The organism is Treponema sp. R8-4-B8 (assembly GCF_054786175.1).
Genome location: NZ_BDHE01000489.1, coordinates 1 through 19,168, shown reverse-complemented (window position 1 = coordinate 19,168; position 19,168 = coordinate 1). Strand labels below are relative to the sequence as shown.

Here is a 19,168-nt window from a genome sequence, read left to right as displayed (position 1 = left end):
TTTTTAATAAAATGGAAATAACAAAACAAGGGTTTTTTAATGAAAATTAGTAAAAACTACCTTAATACCTCATTTTGATACGTTCTGCCAGACCGGTTAAATTTTGAAATTCCAAAAATGAGCCGTCATCCAACTGAACTTTTCCCGAAAAAAAACCGAAAACCTGATGGCGCGTAAAATTATTCAATAAAAAACTGCGGCGGTCGAGCCTTTCCTGATGAGGCTGGAATGTCATTTCTAGGCGGTTGTCGTTGCTTGTAAAACGCCAGGGAGAAAGCCAGTTAGAAAGTGGGATATGAAAAGTCACCTGATCGAGTTTGTGCAGTTTTCCATCTACAAAAAAGCCGTTTTCTGTCCCCTGAGAAAAATCCGCCCAACTGAAGCCAACACAGAAACTTAGCTGTTTGCCGTCGCTTATTCCGCAGGCCGAAGCCCAATAACGAATATCGGCATTTGGACGGGCGCACCTGTTCCAGTCAAGGATACCCCATGCGTTTCCGCGGGTAAAAACAATTTCCGTACCGCCAAATTGAATCACCCCTTCGACAAAAAAACATGGGGAAACGCATGTGTATCTAAACGCGTATTTTTCATTTCTCCACTGCTGGTTTGTCATAAGCGACTGAGACTCGTCAAATTCGCTTAAAACCAGCTCGCCCCGCAAACTTCGATGCCGCCCGAATTTTGGAATATCGGTTTTAATGATCCTGGCCCCGCCGTCCATGTAAATAAAATCGAGGTGTGTTTTTTTTAAGCGCCATCGAATACTGCCCGCTTTACTGCTGACAGGCATGCTATAAGAGCCAAGAGGCAGCCATGTCTTAAAAGTCTGTGTGGAACGTTTTCTATCCCTAAGCGAGATGACGGAAATACTTACATATCCAAGCCAGCCGTCGTCCCTTATTTCAAAGACAACCATGTGAGTCGGGGTATGCACTATGTATCGATCCGATTCCGATAATCTGTGCCTTGCCGCATAAACCAGCGCCGGATCATAAGAAAGGTAATCCTGCCTTGCCCAACCGGAATTAATAGGATGCCCCGTGTCGTCAAATAGCGGCAGAAATTCGCAAATTTCATTTTGAGTCATAATCAACCTGTTTACATATAAGTATCGGCATGGTATTAAGATAACATGGATTACAAAGGAATAAAAGCGTTAGTAATGGGGCTTGGCCTGCACGGCGGAGGACTCCAATCCGCGCTTTTTCTGCTCAGGCGCGGCGCTCAAGTTACGGTTACCGACCTTAGAGACGAGAAAACTCTTATGCCCTCGATAAATGAGTTGGACGTGGCTTGTAAAAAAATTGATTGCCCCGCCGTCCGCTATGTTTTGGGAAAACATGAAATTGAAGATTTTAAAAACGCCGACATCGTAATAAAAAATCCCGGCGTAAAACCTGACTCGCCTTTTTTGTTGGCTTCCAAAAAAATAGAAACCGATCTTTCCCTTTTCCTGACGGAATCCAAGGCGAGGCTTTTCGCGGTAACGGGAACTAAAGGAAAAAGCGGAACATCCTCCGCCCTCCACTGGATTCTCTCCAAAGACAGAAAAGTCGGCAAAGCCTATCTTGGCGGAAACATCACCGTCTCCCCATTAACATTTTTAGACGGACTTACTGAAAATGACGATGTTGTTCTTGAGCTTTCAAGCTTCCAGTTGGGAGACATAAAAAATTATGTAAATGCCGACGGCGAGCCGCTGTTAAAACCCAAGGCCGCAATTTTAACATCTATTATGAGCGATCACCTTGACCGTTATTCGTCAATGGAAGCCTACATCGACGACAAGCGGAACATTTACCGCGGCCAGGACTCAAACTGCGTAACAATCGCTGGGGACGATGATTGGGGAAAAAGTTTCCGCGCCGAAACAAAAGCGCGCCCCCTAATCTGGTCTTTAAAGCGCGACATACATTCAGCGTTAAGCGAAGGTCAAAGCGGCGGCTGCGTTGATTCAAGCGGGCGCGGCATCGCGCGTCTTCTTAACTGGGAAGGAGTCCCCGATGAAATTACGGAATTGGTTCCGTCTCAAGTACTGACACCAGGCAGTCATCAAAAAATAAATATGCTATCCGCCGCCCTCGCGGTCTTCTCCCTTGGCGGAAAAGCGGACGCTATCCGCGGCGCCCTGTCAACTTTCCCCGGCATCGAGCACCGCCTTGAATTTTTCCATGAAGCCGCCGGAGTACGCTACTACAACGACAGCGCCGCCACTATTCCAGAAGCCGCAGCCGCCTGCGTCGAAGCGCTAACCGATCCTTCCGTAACTCAAGAAGGCCTCATCCTTGTCACAGGCGGCACCGACAAAAACCTTGATTTTTCCCCTCTCGCGGACACGGTCAAAAAAGCAAAAACGATCATCCTTCTTGAAGGCACAGGCAGCGCAAAACTAATCCCCTTGTTACGTGAAAACAACGTCTCTTACAGCGGCCCCTTTGATGACTTAGACAAAGCCGTCCTCTGCGCCGTTGAGAAAGCCGCGAAAGGAACCGTTGTGGCGCTCTCCCCCGGCTGCGCGAGTTTTGGAATGTTTTTAAATGAATTTGATCGAGGCAGAAAGTGGAAGGAGTCTGTATTATCTACCACGAGCTACACAAACAAGTAATCTAAAACCTTACAAAACATTATTCTCAAATTTTCTCTCGCAGAGGCGCAAAGGCGCAAAGTTCATGTCCGACAGCTCATTATTGACTAGATATATTAGTTTAACTACAAATCTTGAAAGAAGAACGACGATCCTGCAAACAACAACTTTGCGTCCTTTGCGCCTTCGCGCCTTCGCGCCTTCGCGTGAACCTCTTCTCCGATGTTTTCCTACAGTCTCCTGCGCCTTTGCGAGAGGATATTCTTGGGAATATTTAGATGTTTCAGATTACTAGTTCATGTGGTTCGTGGTAAAATATAAAGAGGGAGTTAATTTATGGATTTAGATATGCTTTATAAAAGAGCGGCTATCATTAAACGGGTACGCTCTTTTTTTGACAATAAAAATTACCTTGAACTGGACACCCCGCTGCTCTGCGGCGATTTAATCCCCGAATCGTGTCTTGAAGTGTTTCAAACTGAGCGTCTTTTCCCGCGCGGAAGCAAAAAAGAAAGCCGCCCTCTCTGGCTGATTCCCTCCCCTGAGATTTGGATGAAAAAAATAATCGCGAAGCACAATGTAAACGTATATCAAATATGCAAATGTTTCCGTAACGGCGAATCCTGCGGCCATTTACACAACAGCGAATTTACAATGCTTGAGTACTACACAATAAACGCCGATTATATGGATTCTCTAACGCTGACGGAGGAACTGTTTTCCTTCTTAACCGAAGATTCCTTTTGTTCAAATGGCAACACGGAGGCAAATAACGGCGCAAGCGAAAAAAAATTGCGTAACATTAAATCGTTTGAACGTATCACAGTAGCCGACGCTTTTGCAAAATGGGCCGGTTTTGACCTTTTCGCCACAGCGGAAGAAGGACAAGCCGCCATGGACTTGCAGGCGCGTAAACTGGGGCTTGACCCAATGCCCGGCCTGACAACGCCGCAACTTTACGATTTAATCTTTATCCACGCCGTAGAACCGCAACTAAAGTCTCAAAAACCAGTCGCCTTAATTGATTATCCCACCTTTGTCCCCTGCCTAGCCAAAAAATCACCTAACGGGCGCACAGTAGAACGCTGGGAATTGTACTGCAACGGAATAGAGTTGGCAAACTGCTATTCAGAGGAAACCAATCCACAGGCTGTAAAAGATTTTTTTATAAGCGAAGAAGCCGAAAAAAACAGAACCGCGGTTGTAAAGCACAAGGTAGATCATGATTACTGGAAAATCTTTAAAACCTTCCCTAATTGTTCAGGCGTAGCGATTGGTCTAGATAGGCTAATAATGTCGCTAACCGGCAAAACCACAATAGACGGGGTAATAGATTTTATTGTATCTTAAAGGGAGTAGGGAGTGGAGTTTTTGTCCGTAATCTTATCGTAAAGCCCACGCTCATTGCACACTGCTCACTATTCACTGCTCTCTTCCCTCTTTGTGATCTTTGTACCTTTGTGATCTTAGTGTGAGGTCTTCGGAACCTAGTCCGCTTTTTTCTTTACATCAGAAAGACCGGAACAATCAAAATTGACGCTATAAACATGGGATTTGGGAATATCAAACTTCATGTCAGCCTCACCTTTGAAACGGTATTTAATCTGCCTCATGGCGATAACATCGTCTAATAGCCTTCTGTTAGTATTGATAAAATTCATTGAAAAACGAAACTTGGTTTCGCGTGAGCTTTTTGCCGGTATATTTAAAATATCATTGGCAATGCCTTCCGCCCAATGAAAATTGTTGCCGTATAAATCATATTTTATCGACGACAAAACAGAAGCAAAGTCATTGGGGTTGTCAATTTTTATAACCGCCTCAAATTCCGTAACGACAAGATCAGCTTGAATTATGTAGATCGAGATAACTTGAAATTCAGGCTCAATTATATTGACGGGCAATTCCTCAATTTTTGGCTGCGATTTACATGTTATAAACAGTAAAGCAAATAAAATAAAATAAATTTTACGCATACTTATAATATCGACAAATTTTTTGAACTTTAAGGAACTCTAATTTGATTTTTTGAATATTCCCGTCTTATATGTAAGATAATTCACTGTAATAGACGGTGTTGTTTTCCGCGCTAATGGCGCTGACCATGTTGTTATCGGCGGTACAGGCATGGGTATTGTCAAGCAGGCCGCTTTCAAACAGACCGGCGACCAGCGCCCCGCCGCAGGCGTTAAGACGCCCCTCTAAAATAGCTGATGCGAGAGCGGGCGAATCTTTTTCAAAGAAAAGGCGCAAAACTTCTTCAGCCAAGACTTGAGCCGTTTTTTGGTCGGTATTACAGGAAAGATTGCAAGAAACTACTATCAATGTTTCGTCCAAAACAGGCGCGACTACCGCCTTTAAAGACTGCGCGAGGTCGTAAATGTACTGAGCTTTCGGCTGCCCCATTAAAATAGGAACAATAGACGCGTCGGGAAAACAATATTTTACAAACGGCAGGAGGATTTCTATTGAGTGTTCCCCAAGGTGCGGAATATCATTGATTTCAAAAAAATTACCGTGAAATTCCAGTTCTTCTGACATTTCCCTGTCAACGGGAATATTCCCGATAGGCGTATGAAAAGAGTGAGAATTTGACAAAAACAGCCCTTTTTCCCTCTTATCATGGATTGGCCCTAAAATGACCACCCGTTTGATGTTGCCGCTTCTGCCCATTGCCGAGGAAAAAGCCTTCGCTACCAGCGTTCCTGAGTAGCTCCATGCCCCGTGTGGGGCAATTATCGCCTTCGCGTGGCCGCCCTGCCCTTCTTCCATACTAAAAGACCTTAGATAATTGAGGATTTCCTTCCTGTCTTCGGGATAAAACATTCCGGCTCCAACCGGGCTGCGAATCCGCCTCTTTTGGGCGAGCAAAGCTTCCATATATTAACTCTAGTGTTTGCCGGAGCAGTATGCAAGGAAAAAACGGAAAAAAAGTGAGATTATGTGGTAAATTTTCAACTTGTTGTTTGCCTTTGAATCAATTATAATTGTCAGCATGAATACTGAATTGCTTAAAGTGTTAGCTCCTTATTTTACTTCAATCCTAGGCGCGATTGTCGCTATAGATATTGCCATTTACAATAATACCAGCAAGACAAAAGCGATTCAGAATAAACTTTCACAGGTTGATGAAGAACTGCAAGGTCTAAAGAAAAACCACTTTTTTCATCTGGGAGAATATCTTATAAAACTCAATGCTTTTTTGCATCGCGGCAGCCTTATGGACGAGGTTGAAAAAGTTGATACATTACATTTATTGGGCATACATCTTCTAGGGTAATAGCGGCATGGAAGAGCTTCACGATAAGATAACGGACAAAAACCCCTCTCTCCCCCTTTGTGATCTTTGTTCCTTTGTGATCTTTGTGTGAAATTTTTCGATAAAATTCTTGCTATCTAAGTGAAGCAAGTTCCCTGTTTGCCTGTTTTCTTACTACTTGCGGATATTTGGGGGCGTTTAACTGGGTGAGTATTCTTATACCTGTTCCGCTTAGCGGCGGTCCTGAAAAACGGCATAACGCGCCTGTTGCTTGGGCTAACGCTATTAATAAAGTTTCATCTTTTATACTGCCGTCATAAGTTATCGAATGAAGAAATGTTTCAATCGCGAATCCTTCCGGGTCTACGCCGATGTCACCTATCGTTAAGACGGCCGCTGTTCTGATAGTCGGTTCATTATCTTTAAGAAAAATATTTACAAGCCAGGGAATTGTTTCCAGAGAGCCGATCTTGCCTAAAAGTCTAAGAGCGTCAACCCGCAGTTGTATATGCTCCTGCCCCGCGGAAGTCGTTAGTAAAAATGTAGTCCAGACAGGTTCGTTTTCCCCCACATTGCCTGAATTTATCGCTTCCGTAATCAGCGTAAGCTGCTCCTTTTTTTCGTTTTCATTAAAAGGAATGTCAACCGTATTAAAAACCTGAGGGCGTCCCAAACCGTAATTTCCTTCGGGAATTGGCCCGTAAAGGTCGTTTATTTCCGGCAGAACGCGATCTTCAATTTTATAGGAATAAAGTATCCAGTCCCTTCCCCCCGAATACAAAACTCCGTCGTTTCCAAAGGCGGGTATTGAAGCTGCGTTTTGCAGGTTTGTAAACCAGAGTCTTCTGCCGTCTTTTGAAAAACCAGTCGCGCCGTTTTTGCTAAGAATATAAATTCCCCTTTCATCAAAAAGCATCTCAGCTTCCATTTCAGGTTTGCCGCCGGATTTAATCATTTCTCTTATATGAGTGTCACCTGACCAGATTATTTTTCTCTCATTAGCCGATATGAACGCAAGCTTGCCGTCATTCATGATGACGGCGATATTGCCGTCCCTGCCGATTGCAGCAAGCGGAATGGAAGGAAGTTTTGGAAGCGCCGGAGATTTTGGAAGCGCCGAAGGTTTTGTTTTTCCTTTTGCGGGAAGTTTTTCGTCCTCTTGTAATTTTAACGCTTCCATTGTCCCGTCTTTGTACATGACAATAATTTGCGTTTGAGAAGCGGGAACAAGCGCGACAGGCGCTTTGGTAAGAGGCCAATTTTTAGCGTTTCCAAAATGATCCATACGGCAAATTTCGTTGTTGTTTAACGCGAATACTATGCTTCCGTTATGGTCAAGTTTTGGCGCGATTAAAAACGGGGATTCTAAAACTTTTGTCCATAAAAGAGTTCCAGACGCCGTGTAACAAAAAATCTTTTTTTCAACCGGAACAAACAATCTGCCGTCCCACCCTGTAACAACGCCCGCGCACAGAGGAGAGCCTAAATCGCGCCGCCACAATTCGCGTCCGGCGCGGTTCACCGCTATTAATATTCCGTTAGTTCTTGAAAAATACGAAGAGCCCTCGCGTGAGCGCGTAACATAAGGGCTTATTTTACCCCTCGCGGAATAGTTCCACAACGGTTTCCCCGCCGTAGAGTACGCCCTGATGTTTCCGCCGTCAAGGGCGACAACCGCGGATTGTGCTTGAACGGAGGGCAAAGACAGCACCGCTCCCCCAAGGGCTTGCCGCCAGAATGGATCGTTTGTTACAAGGCCTTGTTCGCGTATTGCGCTTTGCGCGAAGAGGGGATAGGCGGTAAAGAGCAATAAGACGCAGTTTTTCAGGAAAAATTTCATCATTTTAAGTATACTACATTATAATGGCTATTAAAGACGTTTACAAATTACGCCTTGAAAGTATCGCGCCGGGCGGAGACGCGCTTGGCCGCTTTGAGGGGAAACCTGTTTTTGTCGAAGGCGGTGCGCCCGATGAAACTGTTTATTGCCGTATTGAACGAGAGCATAATACATGGGCAAGGGCGGAATTGCTGGAAATTGTCGAACCGTCCCCCGCGCGGGTAAACGCAGCTTGCGCTTTTTATTCCCAATGCGGCGGTTGTAATCTTCAACATATTGACTATAACGCCCAGCTTACTGCGAAGGCGGCAATTTTAAAAGATTTATTTCTTAGGATTGCAAAATTACAACCGCCAGAAACCGTTATTGTCCCTTCGCCGCCGTGGGAATACCGTAATAGAATGCAATTTCACTGCCTTAGGCAACAGGCAAAGGGGACACAAACGCGTCAATACGGGCTTATGGGGCGGCACAGCGGGGAAATAATCGACATTCAAGATTGCCCAGTGGCTGTTGCGGGGATTAGGGAGCTTTTAAAGACTCCAAAAGGGAACAACAGGGAAGGAAATGAACTTACATTGCCGGTTGAAAAAGATCGATTTACGGTTTTTTCTAAAGACGAGGTGTTATTAAGCGAGGGCGGCAGACAAAAAGGGAAAATAACGCTGCTGGATAAAGAGATTCTAATTGACGCGGGGCTTTTTTTTCAGAGCAATTGCTTTATGTTAGAAAAACTAATTACAGAACTGCGAATAATTGCAGAAGAGGCTGATGTCAATATGCCTATGGCGGATTTGTATTGCGGCGTAGGGACATTTGCCTATTTTTTAAAAGATATGTTTACAAAAATAGTACTCGCGGAAGAAAATAAAGCTGCCGTCAGTCTTGCAAGGGAAAATTTAAGGGGGACGGAGGCGGAATTTTTCGCTATTCGTGACACAGATTGGCCGCGCGCATTTTTGCGCCGTAAAGATTCATTTGGCTTTGCCGTTGTCGATCCGCCGCGTGCGGGGCTTGCGTCAAACTTGGCTGAAGTACTGGCGCAGAATGGACCGCCTGTTCTCGCCTATGTTTCCTGTGATGCCGCTTCCCTTGCCCGTGATTGTAAAATATTAACAAACGGCGGATATTCCCTTAAAAAACTATCATTCTTTGATTTTTATCCGCAGACGGCGCACTTGGAAAGCATGGCTGTTTTTAAAAGATAATACATTGCCATAACACCTTATATTAGTTATAATTACCCATGGTTCAAAACGAAAGTTATTTTAAAAGCCATGATGGGACTAAGCTTTATCTTTATCAATGGCGGTTGGACCAGGGGCAAAAACCTAAGGCAATTCTTCATATTGTTCATGGAATGGCAGAACACGCTCTCCGTTACCGCCGTCTTGCGGAAAAACTGACCCAATCGGGAATAGAAGTATGGGCGGCAGATCAACGTGGGCACGGCAAGACCGCTAATCCTGACGTAAACGATATTGGCAAGGGAGGGCTTTTAGGGCATTGCGGCGACGGTAACGGCGTTGCCAATGTAACAGCCGATATTCATGCCATTAACAGTGAAATTCATAAGATAACGCCAAATGTTCCCATATTTCTTTTTGGACATTCATGGGGATCTTTTATAGTTCAAAATTATATTGAATATTCAGACGATTTATTAATTAACGGATGTATTTTATCGGGGACAAAAGGGCCCGACGGTTTTATAATAATGGCGGGAGTGCCTTTAATGATTTTAATAGCGACATTAACCGGACAGCGTAAAGTGTCGCGCTTTGCCAAATCAATCGCGGACGGGGCGTATAACAAACCGTTCAAGCCAAACCGCACCGCGTTTGACTGGATTAGCCGAGATGATGAAGAAGTAGATAAATATGTTAATGACCCATTATGCGGATTCCTGTGTTCCTCAGGGTTCTACAGGGACCTTTTAAAATTACTGTATAACATTCACCGCGCTGACGCGTTGGCAAGGATAAAACGTTCTTTACCGGTGTATGTTTTTTCGGGAAGCGATGATCCGGTGGGCGAAATGAGCAAAAGCCCTACCGCTTTAGTTAACGCGTACCGAAAATTGGGAATAAATGACTGCGAGTTTGTGCTTTATCCGGGCGCCAGGCATGAGACATTAAATGAAACCAATCGTGAAGAAGTGATGGACAACCTTCTTTCATGGATAAATAAACATTGTGAATGAGATATAGATATTCCGCCACAGAAGACGGTAAATTGATAAAAAAAGCGATTATTTACACTCGCGACGAGCATGGGATAAATTTTGCCGATGTTGACGGCGAAGCTATCAGCATTATCAAAAGATTAAGAGGCGCGGGTTTTGATTCTTACATTGTAGGCGGGGCGGTAAGGGATTTGATACTCGGGAAAAAACCGAAAGACTTTGACATTGTAAGCGCCGCAAGCCCCGGCCGCATAAAAAAAATATTTCGTAACTCAAGAATTATTGGCAGGCGTTTCCGTCTTGTTCACGTGTATTTTGGCGAGCGGATATTTGAAGTCGCTACTTTCCGCTCATTAAAAGACGGACACACAAGTAATACGTTTGGGACAATAGATGATGACGTTTTACGCCGCGATTTTACAATGAACGCCCTATTTTACGATCCCGAACAGCAAATTGTAGTGGACTATGTAAACGGCATGAAAGACATAAAAAACAAACAGGTAAAAAACATTATTAATCTTTCTGTTATTTTCACGGACGATCCCGTAAGGATGATCCGCGCCGTAAAATACGCCGCCGCGACAGGTTTTTCCATTCCGTTAAATTTAAAAAGGAAAATTGTAAATCAGTCAAATTTACTTAAGCTAATTTCCCCTTCGCGCCTTACGGAAGAAATTTTTAAAATTGTAAACTCTGATAAAGCAGGCGCAATTGTAGATTTGCTTGATAAGATGGGGCTTTATTCCTACATGCAGCCGCAAGCGGCAGAACTGATGCATAAGAACGCGAATTTTAGAAAAAGTTATCTGCAAACATTGGCGGCCTTAAAAGGCGTTGAAAATCAGCGCGGTCAGGCTCTTTCATCACTTTTTTCCGATTATCTTGAAAGCACGGGCGACTGGAAACCCGGCCCAATTGAAAATTTTAAAGAGATTTGCAAAACAGTCCGCCTATTTGTCATGCCCATGAATCCTCCCCGCTTTGAACTTGAATACGCCGTTAAGAAATTTCTTTCCTCCAAAGGAATAACAATTAAAAGAACGCCGCCAAAACCCGCGGCAGAAGAAGGCAAACCCGCCCCCAAAAAGAGACGCCGCCGAAGAAAACCCAAGTCAGGGACTGCTCCTGCGGGTAATTAGTAAATTATTCTAAAGAGGTTCTCACACGTTAAATGAACGCATGGCGTAGCCGTGTAGATGATTAATGCCGCACAACGTAGCACCAATAAATGTCGCTGTCTGTAATAAAAGCAAGGCAGCCTTTAGGCTGACGCCAGTGCGCAGAACACAAAGAGGAATCAGGTGTTTTTGTCCGTTATCTTATCGTGAAGCCTAAGCATAGCCTTCGGACAAAAATCCCTTTTCCCTCTTCTTTGTGATCTTTGTCTCTTAGTGATCTTAGTGAGAACTTCTTTCGAAAAATTTAAAATTGACAAGTCTCCTAATTTAAATGCCATATTGAAAACCAATGGCATACGGCTCCGATAATAACAAAAGTATGCCATATAACATGAGTATGCTTGATGTTTTTCTTTTTATAAAAAACGGCTCCCAGTGTATATGCGGCTCCTCCGGCCAATAACAAAATTATGCTGATTACCGGAACGCGGTGAATCAGGGGAACGAAGCCGATAATTATTGCCCAACCCATCATTATATAAACCGCTATTTCAACTTTTTTTATGGTTTTAGAATCCAGAATGTTCAGAATAATGCCGGTCAAGGCCAGCGCCCATTCAACCGCAAAAAGACTCCAGCCCCACGCTCCGCGAAGGCCGCTTAAACATATAGGAGTGTAAGTTCCGGCAATAAAAACAAATATTACCGAATGATCCAGTTTACGGAATAAACTTTTAACGCTTTGATGTTGTATCGCGTGATACAAGGTTGATATCAAAAACATTCCGGTCATTGTCGCGGCAAATAAAACCGTTGCCGCAATATCCATATTTGCAGCCCTATGTCCGCCCAAAAATCCTGTATTTTTCAGACTCAAAAAAACAAGTCCCGTTATCGCAACAAGCGCGCCAATACCGTGGAGTACTGAATTTGCTATTTCTTCACCAATTGTATAAAAAGGCAGAACAGCCGCCGTTGAATTTTTTGTTATTATTCTCACATAGGTTGAGACACTGTTTGTGGGGTTTGGTTGCGTGAAAATTAATGCTCATGGTGTCAGCTTTGACTTGGACAAACGCGGATAACACGATGTATGCCCAAAGAATTTATTTAGTACAGGCGGGCAGGCTGCGCACGCTGTAAAAACTTCGTAAGAGTCCGCCTACGAGCCTTTCGGCGACTAAATGGCGGTAGTTAGAAAGCTTTATCTAGGGTACGTCGCCGAACTTTTATTCTCTGAATTTTCTTTGTTTTATTCCAAAGTCTCTCCGGCGGGGAACACCCGAAAGATGTTTTTACATCGCACGCAGCCTGCCCCAACATCATAAACTTAAGCCTCAAAATGAAGGTTTTTGGTTACATTTGTATTTATTGTAATATTTCCATTTCCGGGGAGCGCTTTTCAGCGTCCGTATTGGAACAATGTTTCGTTCCATGTCCGCCGTAAGCCGCCTGAACATTTCATCCTTCCGGCTGTCGTTTTCCTCAATCATTAGCCGGATAAACTTTTCCTTGAACAATCCTATCGCGATGTTCTCGTTTATACGCATTTCATACTTCAGCCGTTTTTTCTTCGCCTTTTTCACCGCGCGGAACTCAGCCTCGGTTATGAGGTCTTGCACCATGTTGAACACCAAGGTTTGCGCCCAAAAGTCCTGCTCCACATAAATGCTCGCTTTTCCCGTAACGCTCTCAAACTTCAGCTTGTTTTTCAGCGTGTGGTATTTTTGTTCTACCGCCCACCGCTTCCGGTACAGCCCCAGCATCTCCGCAGTTGTCCCTTCCCGCGCGTTCGTAATAAAAGCCGCCTCTTCCCCGTTGGCGAATTTCGTTTTTATTATCCTCACCCGCTTCGATTTTTGTCCTGCCAGTTCCCTCATCCGTTCAGGCGACTTCCTCCCCAGACGCCACAGCCGCTTTTTGCCGTAACCCAGTTCCACTTCCTCATCATCGCCGCGCATCTGGGATATCTCAGCCTCATAATGCCCCTTATGCAGCCGAATCAGGTATTTTACCCCCTTTTGTTCCAGAAAATCCATGAATTCCAGCGATTCGTAGTTACGGTCAAACATGATTAACACCGGCCGTTCCCCCGTTATTTCCTTAAGCGCGCCAATATGGGCTTTGGCGGCCTCTACCTCACTGCTCAGGTAATGGCGTATCTCGATGTCCAACAAAAACCGGTTAAACACGTCATGCGTGACGCTAAGATTTGCCCGCGCCGCGGCCTTCCCGTATTGGTTTATGCTTTCCCCGTATGTCAGCCGGTTCTCTTCACTGTTAGGTATCTCCGCGCGGCTCCCGTCTATCGCCATTACCAGATACCCATGCCACTGTGCCGCTTCCTGCCCGCCGTAAAACTGTTTGAGGTATTTAAGGTTCAATATCTTGAATACTGCGGGATTTAATTTTTGCCGCTGCCGCAGATAATCCTGCTTGCTTACCGTTTGTTCTGTTTTTTCCGCCTCTTGAAAATAATGCCGTGTTTCCATTGTCGCGCTCAATCCTTTTTTCGCAAGTGTGCACAGCAGGATGTCTTCAAGCGGCATATCCCGCCGCCGGGTCCAACTGCTGAAATCCCCGGTCAGCCGGGCCGCCTCTCTTATCCATTCACTGCGTATTCCCAAAAACAACTGTTCTATTCGCAAACGAGTTTCATATTCGCTCATAGCCCCTTTTCTGATCCTAACGCTTTTTTTGATTGTCTGCTAGCTTAAGTTTATGATGTTGGGCCCGGGCGCCGGTGGCGGAGGATCGGGTTCCTTCTCAATGTCAAGCGCCGTTGGCTCTGGCGATTATTCCGCGCCTGGCGGAACGGGCGGCGCTGGTGGCGGCTTCGGCGGGGGATCCGCCGGCGCGGCCGCGGGCAACGGAGGATCCGCTGCTTCCTTCCTCTCTTCAAATTCATCCGTGGCGGGAGGACAGGGCGCGGCCTCTTACTCAGCTTCCGACTTTAACATATCGCCTAATATCGCTTTCCTGATGGCCTATCCCTCGGGAACATTCAATCTAAGTAGTTATCCTTCCCCGCAAAACACCAGTGACAGGGCAGCTTCCGTAAGAACGGTTTTCTCCTTTTCCGGAAACAGCGGATTGGGAGGCTCGGCCGCCTCTTTATCATACCCGACGGGCCCTCAGTCATGGCTCCATTGCGCCGGACTCGGCGGAGCAGGAGCCTCATCCCAATCTCTCGACCCTGTCTCCGTCACGGGATCCGCCTCCGTCTCCACATCTTCTAATTTGACCCCGAATGCGTGGACAAGCTCATCCGTTTTTTCTACCCCGGTCATCTCTCTAGTCGTCGGCAATGCGAAAGCGGCGCAAAATGGCTCGGACGGCGGCAACAACCGCAACGAAACTAGAGGCGGCGGCTCAGCTTCAGGCGCCGCGGGATCAATCGTCATCCATAAAATCTATTAACCGTTAAATTAAAGGCGGCTTCCCGCCTTTGTGTTTTTTTTAAGCCCGCATCCGGACTCCCCTCCGGATACGGGCTTTTTTTTATTCTCTTCTTCTACTTCCATTAGTAGAAGCGTTTTTGTGTACACGTGCATCGTTACGTGTAACGTTTCAATTTGGGAGGGGAGGAATTAATGAAAGATCACAATTACATCACCATCTTGGGATGGATGGTCAACAGGCTGGAACTGTCCGGCAACGAGCTCATGGCTTACGCCATGATTCACGGCTTTTCGCAGGACGAAGAGTCAAAATACGAAGGCTCAGGGAAGTATATCGCAGACTCCCTGGGAATTTCAAAAAGGCAGGTTTTTACCATTCTGGAAGGGCTTGTCAAGAAGGGTTATATCAATAAATATGAAAGATTTGAAAGAAACCTGAAATTCTGCGACTATATGGTTGCGCCGGAGTTTTTGCCTGAAAATAACAAAAATAAGGGTAGTGAAGAAACTTCACCGGTGATGAAATTGCTTCATGGGGAGGGTGATGAAAATACTTCACCGGTGGTGAATAATCTTCATCGGGGCAACGAAAAAACTTCACCGGAGGGTGATGAAGAAACTTCACCGGCAGTGAATAATTTTCGCCGGGGTGATGAAAAAACTTCACCGGAGGGTGATGAAGAAACTTCACCCCATATTACTAATACATATATAAATAATACTACTACCGCTACGGAACAACCCGATTTAACCGCGGAAAAGCATCAGGAAGCCCTTACGGCGGCGGCAGAAGCTTTATCCCCCGAAGACGTTAAAAAAGCCATTTTAGAAATTGACCGCTCCGTTATTCTAAAATCCGACTTTTACCCCAGGGCGGCCGCCTTCATGTCCCTTAACTTCCTCGACAGAAGCTATTTAATTTGGCTCTACAAACAGGTCGAAATGCGCAACCCGGACAATTTCGACGGCCTTTTCTTCAAGTTGTTTTTTGCTGAAAACTTGGTTGAGAAATTTAAACTTTCAAAACTGCCTCCAAAGCCGCCGCCGCTAGTTGAAATTAAATGCCCGGTCTGCGGCGCCGTTCATGACAAAGAGCTTGAGAAATGCCCACTCTGCTCCCTCCCTAAAGATTCGTCATCCGGAAACATAGACCTGTTTAAAAAATTGCGAATCTTAACTCCCGACAGGCGGGATGAATACTTGCAAAAAGTCGATGACATATACATAAATTTCAATCCGTTCGTTCCGGCGGAAGTCGAAAAACGTGAAAACATGATTAAAGCCCTCAACAGGGAATTCGGGCTAGGAGTCAAAAATGAAGAACCATCTTTGTGTCACCATTCCTGATCACAATTCTTTCTACACCCTCTACTCGGACGGCCCCCACTCGTGGAAAACATATGATCAGGCTGAAAAACGCACGCTCCTTTATTACGCACCAGGCGCCGCCGTCATCCTGTACTACACTTATATCACCTACCGCGAAGCGTGCGTTATTCGCAACCTTCAGAATGATGACGGCGTTTCCCTTCCGGGACTCTCAAAAAAAGTCAAAATCCTGTTCCGCGTCCGCGCCTCCCGCGTTGACAAGCTCAAACGCGCCGCAGGCTGGCTCAACAAACATTCATCAGGCGCTTTCGCGCATGACGACGGTTTCTACACCCGCCTCTGGTACATCCTCGAACGGCGCGGAAAAATCAATTACCCCGCGCTAGCCAAACTCGCGGAAGGTTCTTCCGTTCAAAACCAATTCAATTTATTTTAGGTGGATTAATTTATGAAAAAAATAATTCTTGACCTGTGCGGAGGGACAGGCTCATGGAGCAAGCCTTATAAAGACGCCGGATATGACGTCCGCCTTATTACTCTCCCTAAATACGACATGCGCACATACTCCCCGCCTGAAAATGTTTATGGCGTTCTAGCAGCGCCTCCATGCACCGATTTCTCTAATGCGAAGCATACGGAAAAAGACATGGAAAAAGCTCTTTCTCTTGTCGTCGCCTGTTTGCAGCTGAATATAAAGGATTAGGGCTTAAAAGATCGGATATAAGGGCGATAACCCCGCCCGAATTTGCAAAAGCGTTTTTTAACGCGAATAAATAATTAGGAGGATTAATCATGCTTATTCTCACCGAAAAACCTTCAGTGGCGAAGGCTTTCGCGGACGCCCTCGGCGTTACGCGCAAGGAAAACTATTATGAAAACGGCGAACACTGCGTCGTCAGCGCCCTGGGGCATCTTCTTGAGAATTATTCCCCCGAAGACTACGATCCCAGCCTGAAGAAATGGGATATTGAATCCCTGCCCATTATTCCCGATCAGGTCAAATTCAAGGCAATCGAAAAAACAAAAGCCCAGCTTGCCGCCGTAAAAAGCTGCTTCGCCCGGCATAAAAACGATCCGTTCCTGCTCGCCACCGACGCGGAACGCGAAGGGGAAGTCATCGGCGCGGAACTGCTCGATTACGTCGGATTCGCAAATTATGCCAACGCCAGGCGTTTTTGGGTCTCCGAAGCCCTCACTCCGGAAGTGATAAAAAAAGGCGTTGAAAGCGCCAAACCGTTAGCTGAATATAAACCCTACCGCGATCAGGGATTCGCCCGGCAGTTCGCCGACTGGCTCATAGGCATGAACCTCACGCGCCTTATCACTCTGAAAACGGACAAACTGCTGCACTTCGGGCGCGTGCAGACCGCCGTACTGGGCGCGGTTTACGAGCGCGAAAAAGCGATCCAAAATTTCACTTCGCAAAAATATTTTGAGATACGGGCAGTAATGAACAGAAATAATTTTAATGAGCCGGACGTTTTCGCCCCCTTTTCGGTAAAGCTCTTTAATCCCGATAATGAAGAATTTCCAACTCGGTTTTCTTCTGCAGCCGTTGTCAAAAAGATTGAAGAAATGGAAAAAATTAAAAAATCCGTAAAAACAGGAACGCTCGTAAAAATAAACAAAGAGAAAAAAACATTGCCGCCGCCGCAGTTGTTCAACCTTACCGCCCTCCAAAAAGAAGCCCACAAACAATACGGATATTCCCCGGAACAAACGCTTGAAATCGCCCAGGCGTTGTATGAAAAACATAAAATATTATCATATCCGCGCACCCCTTCACGAGTTATGGGCGACGATAATGTTGAACTGGTTAAAAATATCTATGAGATTTTAAAAAAAGAATATTCTAATGCCGGAACTGAGCATGAAGAAAATATTAAAGGCTCTGATATTTCCCTCATTAACGCCTCCAACAAAAGAATATTCAATTCTGCCGAACTTCAGGATCACCACGCGCTTATTCCGTTAGGCATTCTTCCTTTAGACATTTCTGATCAAGAAAGATTTGTATACGACCTTGTGTACGAAAGATTTTTTACCGTCCTTAAACCGCCCTATGTTTACAATTCCGTCCTAATCGATGTCGATATTTCAGGACATAAATTTATAGGAAAAGGCATTGAAGTGATAAACTCAGGTTGGAAATATGGTTCTGAAGGCGTTGATGATGATAGAATTGATGACGGAAAAGACCCGGAAAAAGATTATTCCAATCTTGAAGAAAATAAAGAGTATCCTGTAATATCAATTGACGCTCAAGAAAAACAAACCGAACCGAAAAAACATTACACTTTCGCCTCCCTGCTGCAGCTGATGGAAAATCCCCGGGGAGACGATGGAAAGCACCTAACGGGGCTTGGAACGCCCGCGACGCGCGGCTCGATACTTCAGAAACTTGTTGACCGAAAATACGTCTCCCTGAAGGGAAAAAACATCCTCATTTCAGATGACGGAAATTTCCTCATCGAAAACGTTTTAAAAAATGACGATCTGGCGGCGTTTATATCAGTTCCGGAAACCACCAGATGGGAAGAACAGTTGCACGACGATACCGCCGCCTTCATCGAGGGCATTAAATGCTTTGTGCGCGGCGCGGTAAAAAACACCGGCATGGAAGCGTACCGGCGCGAGAAAAAATCGCTCGGCAAATGCCCCCTCTGCGGCGGAGACGTTTACGAAGGGCAAAAAAGCTATTACTGCGGCAATTACAAGGCGGAAAACCTGTGCAAGTTTGTAATTTGGAAAAATATTTCCCAAGCGGCCGTTACCCATGCGGACGTTCAAGCCCTGCTTTCCGGCAAACTGACCAAAGTCAAAAAATGCGTCAGCGGCAAAACGGGAAAGGAATTTAACGCGAAATTCGAACTTGCCGCCGGGAAAATCGAATTCCGCTTCGAGGATAAAAAATGAGTTATGACGGCTCCTGGAACCCCGATTTCCCCCCCGTTATGCGCTTTATAGACCTTGATGACTCTTACTCCAAACCTTGGAAGCTCCTCGAAGAACATTACGATTACGACGACGCCAAAAACCATGAAGACCGCATTGCCGCCCTCAGCCTCGTCCACAGCTTTCTTAAATTGCCGGAAAATCAGGCGCTGTTAAAAACGCTCAAACTTAAATACCCTGAAGCGATCGTTGTGCCAGTTCACGCAGAAGAAGCAAAAGGCAAAAACAGAATACCCGAAGCTCTCGCTGAATACATAGGAAACCGCACGGGCTTGGAAGTTAATAACAATATTATCCAAACTAACAGGGTGCACCGCACGGGAAAAGACGAATGGCACCGCTTCGCTTTCAGGCCTTCCTTTGACGGCGAAGTTAAATCAGGACGCGATTATATTATCGTTGATGACGTTTTCTCCAACGGCGGTTCCTTTAACGAACTGCGGCTCTTTATCGAAAAAAATGGCGGCAGGGTAGTTCAGGCCGCGGCCATG

General features: G+C 45.5%; 18 protein-coding genes. 12 read left to right on the top strand and 6 right to left on the bottom strand.

All coding sequences use genetic code 11. From position 1 onward, the window contains the following. Positions 1-61: 61 nt before the first annotated feature. A complete protein-coding gene (locus tag ACYVRA_RS15265; RefSeq protein ID WP_461253592.1) occupies positions 62-1,090 on the bottom strand; it encodes a DUF2804 domain-containing protein in 1,029 nt (342 codons plus the stop codon). 45 nt (positions 1,091-1,135) lie between these two features. Here ACYVRA_RS15265 and murD point away from each other — a divergent pair, with 45 nt between their 5' ends. Further along, positions 1,136-2,608 (top strand): UDP-N-acetylmuramoyl-L-alanine--D-glutamate ligase, encoded by a 1,473-nt coding sequence (gene murD / locus ACYVRA_RS15260; protein ID WP_461253591.1) that lies wholly within the window; start codon positions 1,136-1,138, stop codon positions 2,606-2,608. A gap of 315 nt (positions 2,609-2,923) precedes the next feature. Beyond that, positions 2,924-3,937, top strand: a complete 1,014-nt coding sequence (locus tag ACYVRA_RS15255; RefSeq protein ID WP_461253590.1) for an amino acid--tRNA ligase-related protein — start codon at positions 2,924-2,926, stop codon at positions 3,935-3,937. Positions 3,938-4,074: 137 nt separating this feature from the next. On the opposite strand, the gene ACYVRA_RS15250 is transcribed toward ACYVRA_RS15255, so the two are convergent. Beyond that, positions 4,075-4,563: an LEA/WHy family protein gene (locus ACYVRA_RS15250; RefSeq protein WP_461253589.1), complete on the bottom strand. Its 489-nt coding sequence runs from the start codon at positions 4,561-4,563 to the stop codon at positions 4,075-4,077. A gap of 67 nt (positions 4,564-4,630) precedes the next feature. Continuing rightward, positions 4,631-5,467, bottom strand: a complete 837-nt coding sequence (gene amrB / locus ACYVRA_RS15245; protein WP_461253588.1) for an AmmeMemoRadiSam system protein B — start codon at positions 5,465-5,467, stop codon at positions 4,631-4,633. 115 nt (positions 5,468-5,582) lie between these two features. On the opposite strand from amrB, the gene ACYVRA_RS15240 reads away from it, so the two are divergent. Continuing rightward, positions 5,583-5,867 (top strand): hypothetical protein, encoded by a 285-nt coding sequence (locus tag ACYVRA_RS15240; protein WP_461253587.1) that lies wholly within the window; start codon positions 5,583-5,585, stop codon positions 5,865-5,867. A gap of 112 nt (positions 5,868-5,979) precedes the next feature. Here ACYVRA_RS15240 and ACYVRA_RS15235 read toward each other — a convergent pair whose 3' ends face one another. Further along, positions 5,980-7,689 carry an outer membrane protein assembly factor BamB family protein gene (locus tag ACYVRA_RS15235; RefSeq protein WP_461253586.1) on the bottom strand — a complete coding sequence of 570 codons (1,710 nt, stop codon included), beginning with the start codon at positions 7,687-7,689 and terminating at the stop codon, positions 5,980-5,982. Positions 7,690-7,709: 20 nt separating this feature from the next. On the opposite strand from ACYVRA_RS15235, the gene ACYVRA_RS15230 reads away from it, so the two are divergent. From ACYVRA_RS15230 to pcnB, 3 genes are read left to right on the top strand one after another with little or no spacing between them, the layout of a single operon-like run. After that, a complete protein-coding gene (locus tag ACYVRA_RS15230) occupies positions 7,710-8,894 on the top strand; it encodes a class I SAM-dependent RNA methyltransferase (protein ID WP_461253585.1) in 1,185 nt (394 codons plus the stop codon). A gap of 38 nt (positions 8,895-8,932) precedes the next feature. Then, positions 8,933-9,889 carry a lysophospholipase gene (locus ACYVRA_RS15225; RefSeq protein WP_461253584.1) on the top strand — a complete coding sequence of 319 codons (957 nt, stop codon included), beginning with the start codon at positions 8,933-8,935 and terminating at the stop codon, positions 9,887-9,889. Next, positions 9,886-11,013 carry a polynucleotide adenylyltransferase PcnB gene (gene pcnB / locus ACYVRA_RS15220; RefSeq protein ID WP_461253583.1) on the top strand — a complete coding sequence of 376 codons (1,128 nt, stop codon included), beginning with the start codon at positions 9,886-9,888 and terminating at the stop codon, positions 11,011-11,013. The genes ACYVRA_RS15225 and pcnB overlap by 4 nt, the downstream gene beginning before the upstream one ends. 301 nt (positions 11,014-11,314) lie before the next feature. Here the strand turns inward: pcnB and trhA are convergent, their stop codons facing one another. After that, the gene (trhA, locus tag ACYVRA_RS15215) at positions 11,315-11,992 is read right to left on the bottom strand and encodes a PAQR family membrane homeostasis protein TrhA (RefSeq protein WP_461253582.1); all 678 of its coding nucleotides are present in this window, start codon (positions 11,990-11,992) and stop codon (positions 11,315-11,317) included. A 337-nt stretch (positions 11,993-12,329) separates the two neighbouring features. Continuing rightward, entirely contained in the window at positions 12,330-13,661 is a 1,332-nt protein-coding gene (locus tag ACYVRA_RS15210; RefSeq protein WP_461253581.1) for an IS4 family transposase, read from the bottom strand. Between the two features lie 52 nt (positions 13,662-13,713). Here ACYVRA_RS15210 and ACYVRA_RS15205 point away from each other — a divergent pair, with 52 nt between their 5' ends. From ACYVRA_RS15205 to ACYVRA_RS15180, 6 genes are all read left to right on the top strand, one after another. Beyond that, complete coding sequence (locus ACYVRA_RS15205; protein WP_461253580.1) at positions 13,714-14,412, top strand: hypothetical protein; 699 nt, start codon at positions 13,714-13,716, stop codon at positions 14,410-14,412. A 173-nt stretch (positions 14,413-14,585) separates the two neighbouring features. Next, positions 14,586-15,740, top strand: a complete 1,155-nt coding sequence (locus tag ACYVRA_RS15200) for a hypothetical protein (RefSeq protein WP_461253579.1) — start codon at positions 14,586-14,588, stop codon at positions 15,738-15,740. Then, positions 15,709-16,158 carry a hypothetical protein gene (locus ACYVRA_RS15195; protein ID WP_461253578.1) on the top strand — a complete coding sequence of 150 codons (450 nt, stop codon included), beginning with the start codon at positions 15,709-15,711 and terminating at the stop codon, positions 16,156-16,158. The genes ACYVRA_RS15200 and ACYVRA_RS15195 overlap by 32 nt, the downstream gene beginning before the upstream one ends. A gap of 12 nt (positions 16,159-16,170) precedes the next feature. After that, the gene (locus ACYVRA_RS15190) at positions 16,171-16,425 is read left to right on the top strand and encodes a hypothetical protein (protein ID WP_461253577.1); all 255 of its coding nucleotides are present in this window, start codon (positions 16,171-16,173) and stop codon (positions 16,423-16,425) included. Positions 16,426-16,514: 89 nt separating this feature from the next. Next, positions 16,515-18,638, top strand: a complete 2,124-nt coding sequence (locus ACYVRA_RS15185) for a type IA DNA topoisomerase (RefSeq protein WP_461253576.1) — start codon at positions 16,515-16,517, stop codon at positions 18,636-18,638. Continuing rightward, a partial coding sequence (locus ACYVRA_RS15180) for a hypothetical protein (RefSeq protein ID WP_461253575.1) occupies positions 18,635-19,168 on the top strand: 534 nt, incomplete at its 3' end. The genes ACYVRA_RS15185 and ACYVRA_RS15180, both read left to right, overlap by 4 nt.

Bases quoted from the DNA above. Each gene is read 5' to 3' on its own strand.
- ACYVRA_RS15265 (WP_461253592.1), bottom strand. From the start codon at position 1,090: ATGACTCAAAATGAAATTTGCGAATTTCTGCCGCTATTTGACGACACG.
- murD (WP_461253591.1), top strand. From the start codon at position 1,136: ATGGATTACAAAGGAATAAAAGCGTTAGTAATGGGGCTTGGCCTGCAC.
- ACYVRA_RS15255 (WP_461253590.1), top strand. From the start codon at position 2,924: ATGGATTTAGATATGCTTTATAAAAGAGCGGCTATCATTAAACGGGTA.
- ACYVRA_RS15250 (WP_461253589.1), bottom strand. From the start codon at position 4,563: ATGCGTAAAATTTATTTTATTTTATTTGCTTTACTGTTTATAACATGT.
- amrB (WP_461253588.1), bottom strand. From the start codon at position 5,467: ATGGAAGCTTTGCTCGCCCAAAAGAGGCGGATTCGCAGCCCGGTTGGA.
- ACYVRA_RS15240 (WP_461253587.1), top strand. From the start codon at position 5,583: ATGAATACTGAATTGCTTAAAGTGTTAGCTCCTTATTTTACTTCAATC.
- ACYVRA_RS15235 (WP_461253586.1), bottom strand. From the start codon at position 7,689: ATGATGAAATTTTTCCTGAAAAACTGCGTCTTATTGCTCTTTACCGCC.
- ACYVRA_RS15230 (WP_461253585.1), top strand. From the start codon at position 7,710: ATGGCTATTAAAGACGTTTACAAATTACGCCTTGAAAGTATCGCGCCG.
- ACYVRA_RS15225 (WP_461253584.1), top strand. From the start codon at position 8,933: ATGGTTCAAAACGAAAGTTATTTTAAAAGCCATGATGGGACTAAGCTT.
- pcnB (WP_461253583.1), top strand. From the start codon at position 9,886: ATGAGATATAGATATTCCGCCACAGAAGACGGTAAATTGATAAAAAAA.
- ACYVRA_RS15210 (WP_461253581.1), bottom strand. From the start codon at position 13,661: ATGAGCGAATATGAAACTCGTTTGCGAATAGAACAGTTGTTTTTGGGA.
- ACYVRA_RS15205 (WP_461253580.1), top strand. From the start codon at position 13,714: ATGATGTTGGGCCCGGGCGCCGGTGGCGGAGGATCGGGTTCCTTCTCA.
- ACYVRA_RS15200 (WP_461253579.1), top strand. From the start codon at position 14,586: ATGAAAGATCACAATTACATCACCATCTTGGGATGGATGGTCAACAGG.
- ACYVRA_RS15195 (WP_461253578.1), top strand. From the start codon at position 15,709: ATGAAGAACCATCTTTGTGTCACCATTCCTGATCACAATTCTTTCTAC.
- ACYVRA_RS15190 (WP_461253577.1), top strand. From the start codon at position 16,171: ATGAAAAAAATAATTCTTGACCTGTGCGGAGGGACAGGCTCATGGAGC.
- ACYVRA_RS15185 (WP_461253576.1), top strand. From the start codon at position 16,515: ATGCTTATTCTCACCGAAAAACCTTCAGTGGCGAAGGCTTTCGCGGAC.